The organism is Helicobacter apodemus, assembly GCF_000765745.2.
GTDB classification, from domain to species: Bacteria; Campylobacterota; Campylobacteria; order Campylobacterales; family Helicobacteraceae; genus Helicobacter_D; species Helicobacter_D apodemus.
In genome coordinates this window covers 1-3,092 of record NZ_JRPC02000053.1, presented here as the reverse complement: position 1 = coordinate 3,092, position 3,092 = coordinate 1, and the positions used below count along the sequence as shown (strand labels likewise).

Here is a 3,092-nt window from a genome sequence, read left to right as displayed (position 1 = left end):
CCACTTCCGCTTATAAAATCCTTAAATCCCTTGCAAATCTAAAGCCACTTTAAGCGGAAGTGGTTTTAGTATATTAGCTCTAGTAGAATTAAAACTTACTTTCTAATTCTTTATAGTGGAGATTCTTTAGTTTTAATTTTTGCCAACGCAAATTACAAAGCTTTTGGGGCTTTAATATTTTAAGAAAAGAGGGGGTATAATTTTGTTATGAGTAAGTTAGATGAAATGAAAGAGGAAATTAACAATTTAAAATTTTGGCTTGGTATTGCTGTGGCTACCTTTTTGGCTATTTTGGGTTGGAGTATTACCAATTATGAGACAATAAGTTTCTTATTGCTATCATTTGGTTTTGTGGCGGTTATTTTTCTAGGAGTGGCAATCATCCTCCTACAGAAAAATATTAATAAAAAAATCAAAAATTTAAGGGATTTGTAATGCTTACAGAAATAATTGTTGTTTGTATGGCTTTAATGGTTTTTATTATTCCGATTCTTGCAATTAAAACTGCACTTGAAAGTAAGTGAATTACCCCCACTTAAGAAGTGGAAGCTTCTTAACTAAAGCTATCATTTAAGAGCAATCTCTTTTTAATTTTAACATCTTGTCTTGCATTTTAAGACATTTCTTCTAATTTTTCTAATAAGCCAACAATCCATTGTGGTTCTTTAAAGATATTTAAAAAATTATCTCGTTTCTCTAAAATTTTTTCAAATGTTTGAGTGTTATCCAAAACAATAATGCTATTACAAAGAGGAGCAATTGTATTTAGATTTTTTAAAGATTTATAATATCTTGTTTCAATAACACTAGGGTCAATGCTATGTCCGCCTTTTGCCACCCTTATTTTTACTCTTTCTTTAGCAATCTCTGGATTCTTAACACCTACATAAAAGAGATTAATACAATATTGTGAATCTTTTAAGTTTTGGAATAAAGATAATATGGAATTTCCGCATAATGTGCTTTCTTGGTTAAAATCTTTTCCTTCTTTAATATACTTTTCTCTAATTTTTAGAGCGATTTTAGCAGCTCTTATTTGGTCTTTTCTATTTTTCCAATCTCCAAAAGAACTCACAATTTCATCAATATTAATCCTTAGACCAAAATCATTTGCGGATTCTAGCTCATTATAATATAGCGTTGTCTTACCAGCTCCATTGACTCCTGCAAAAATATAAGCTTCTTTTGCCATTGCATATCCTCGTATGTTTTTAAAAAGATTCTAAATAGCTTTTAAATGGAAAAACTTTGATTTAAAATGGCGTTTTTATATTTATTTCTCCTAAAGGAGGAAACGATTTAAAAATCATAGTAGTTATAGTATTCATTTGTAGAATTGTAATTAAATATTAAATTTCTTAATAATTAAATTCTAAAACTCTTTAATTCTATTCAAAAAATCATTCTTAAAAAGATTTTCTATTGCGATTTCTATTATTTTAGAGTTTTTCTCAATATCTTTTGTATTAGTAGGAATATTATAAGCAGGTAGCATCATTTCTATCATTTTTAAATATTTCTCATTTAAAAAAACTCTTTTAGCTTTAAATTGTAACTCTTCATTATCTTTAGTATCTTTTAAAGAATCCATATTCATTTATTCTACTCCTTATTATTTACCTAGTAAATTATAATATAAAATGCTAATAAAATCAATTTTTTAATAAAAAATAGATATTATAATTTAAATATATAACATAATAAAATTACAAAAATACTTGTTATTAAGGAAAATTCTGCTAAATTTATATAACATAATTAGTAATTATGTTATATAAAATAAATTAATGGCAGAGGAGAGCCTGTAAATGTTACAAAATGAAAATATATTTAATGCACTTATTTATCTAAAAAATGATTTTATAGCACATTTTAACTATAAAGATTATTCTAAACATACTATTGAATCGTATAGTCGTATATTAGAAACATTTTGTGAATATTCCTCAATATTTAAGGATGAGATGTCATTAATTGAAATTAATAGCATATTTTTAATAAATTTTTTGAATTATATAGATAAAGATACTAAAAAACTATCTAAAAGCACAAAAAAACATTATTTGACTATTATAAAAATATTTTTTAAGTATATTAATGAAAATCATAAGAATTTAATAAATTTTGAAAAAATATTTAAAAATGTAAAAATTAATGGTTACCTTTCTGGCAGAGAAGAAAAAATTGTTTCTTTAAATAATCAAGAAATTATATTACTAGAAAATGAATTAGAAAGGGGTAAGTTTAAAGAGTGTTATAATGTTTTTAGAAATGCTCTCTTGGTTAAACTTATGCTCTTTGGTGGGTTAAGAATAAGTGAGGCTTTGAATGTCAAATTATGTGATTTTACAGAAAATACTCAAGAAAATCTTTATTATTTAAATATACCACACGCTAAGGGAGATAAAGCACAAATAGCATATATTCCATTTAATAAAATAGAAGATGAAATTCTCTTTTTTCGTAATCGTATTAGCAATGATGATTATATTATGAAAACTAATAATGGAAAATTGCTCAATAGGAGCAATGCTTTTTTAATTGTCAATAGGATTTACAAAAAAGCTAAAATTAATAAGCAAGGCTTACATATTCTAAGACATTCTTTAGCGGTTAAATTAACAGAAGCAGATGTGAATCTAGCAATTATTAAAAAAATTCTAAGACATTCTAATATTACCACTACAACTATTTATGCTAAGGCTACAACCAAAGGTATCAGTGAAGCATTAAATAGGGAATAAAAAGGAATATTTGCTGTGAAAGAAAAATTATATGAGATTTTTATAAAAGGAGTATATTAAAAACCTTTGCGTTTTTTTCATAAACCCATTTCCTCCATTACTATAATCTTTTTAATAGCCTCACCAACTTCTAATCCCTTATCGGTTAATTCTTTTATCTTTGCCTTATCTTTTGGGTCGGTTGTGGTTAAATAATAGAAGAATCTATCCATTACAAGTCTATAAGGAATTTTTATCTCCTCAGGTGTGATTAAAAGAAGTTCTGAATATTGTCCTTTGGTAGTAGTAATAGATTTCAATAAAGCTTTTTCGTATTCTGATAGATTAAATAAATTAGAATTAATTAGC

General features: G+C 25.5%; 4 protein-coding genes and 1 pseudogene. 2 read left to right on the top strand and 3 right to left on the bottom strand.

The window, feature by feature from the left end; genetic code table 11:
• Positions 1-207: 207 nt before the first annotated feature.
• Positions 208-435, top strand: a complete 228-nt coding sequence (locus LS72_RS10220) for a hypothetical protein (RefSeq protein WP_034555764.1) — start codon at positions 208-210, stop codon at positions 433-435.
• A 178-nt stretch (positions 436-613) separates the two neighbouring features.
• On the opposite strand, the gene LS72_RS10215 is transcribed toward LS72_RS10220, so the two are convergent.
• Together LS72_RS10215 and LS72_RS10210 are read right to left on the bottom strand one after the other, a co-directional pair.
• Positions 614-1,192, bottom strand: coding sequence for a zeta toxin family protein (locus tag LS72_RS10215; protein WP_138155336.1), 579 nt, complete (start codon positions 1,190-1,192; stop codon positions 614-616).
• A gap of 180 nt (positions 1,193-1,372) precedes the next feature.
• Complete coding sequence (locus LS72_RS10210; protein WP_138155335.1) at positions 1,373-1,597, bottom strand: mobilization protein; 225 nt, start codon at positions 1,595-1,597, stop codon at positions 1,373-1,375.
• A 211-nt stretch (positions 1,598-1,808) separates the two neighbouring features.
• Here LS72_RS10210 and LS72_RS10205 point away from each other — a divergent pair, with 211 nt between their 5' ends.
• Entirely contained in the window at positions 1,809-2,744 is a 936-nt protein-coding gene (locus LS72_RS10205; RefSeq protein WP_084590223.1) for a tyrosine-type recombinase/integrase, read from the top strand.
• Between the two features lie 77 nt (positions 2,745-2,821).
• Here the strand turns inward: LS72_RS10205 and LS72_RS10995 are convergent.
• Positions 2,822-3,092: pseudogene (locus LS72_RS10995) on the bottom strand (TraC family protein); the annotation flags it as partial.

Coding starts and splice junctions, on each gene's coding strand:
- LS72_RS10220 (WP_034555764.1), top strand. CDS start 208: ATGAGTAAGTTAGATGAAATGAAAGAGGAAATTAACAATTTAAAATTT.
- LS72_RS10215 (WP_138155336.1), bottom strand. CDS start 1,192: ATGGCAAAAGAAGCTTATATTTTTGCAGGAGTCAATGGAGCTGGTAAG.
- LS72_RS10210 (WP_138155335.1), bottom strand. CDS start 1,597: ATGAATATGGATTCTTTAAAAGATACTAAAGATAATGAAGAGTTACAA.
- LS72_RS10205 (WP_084590223.1), top strand. CDS start 1,809: ATGTTACAAAATGAAAATATATTTAATGCACTTATTTATCTAAAAAAT.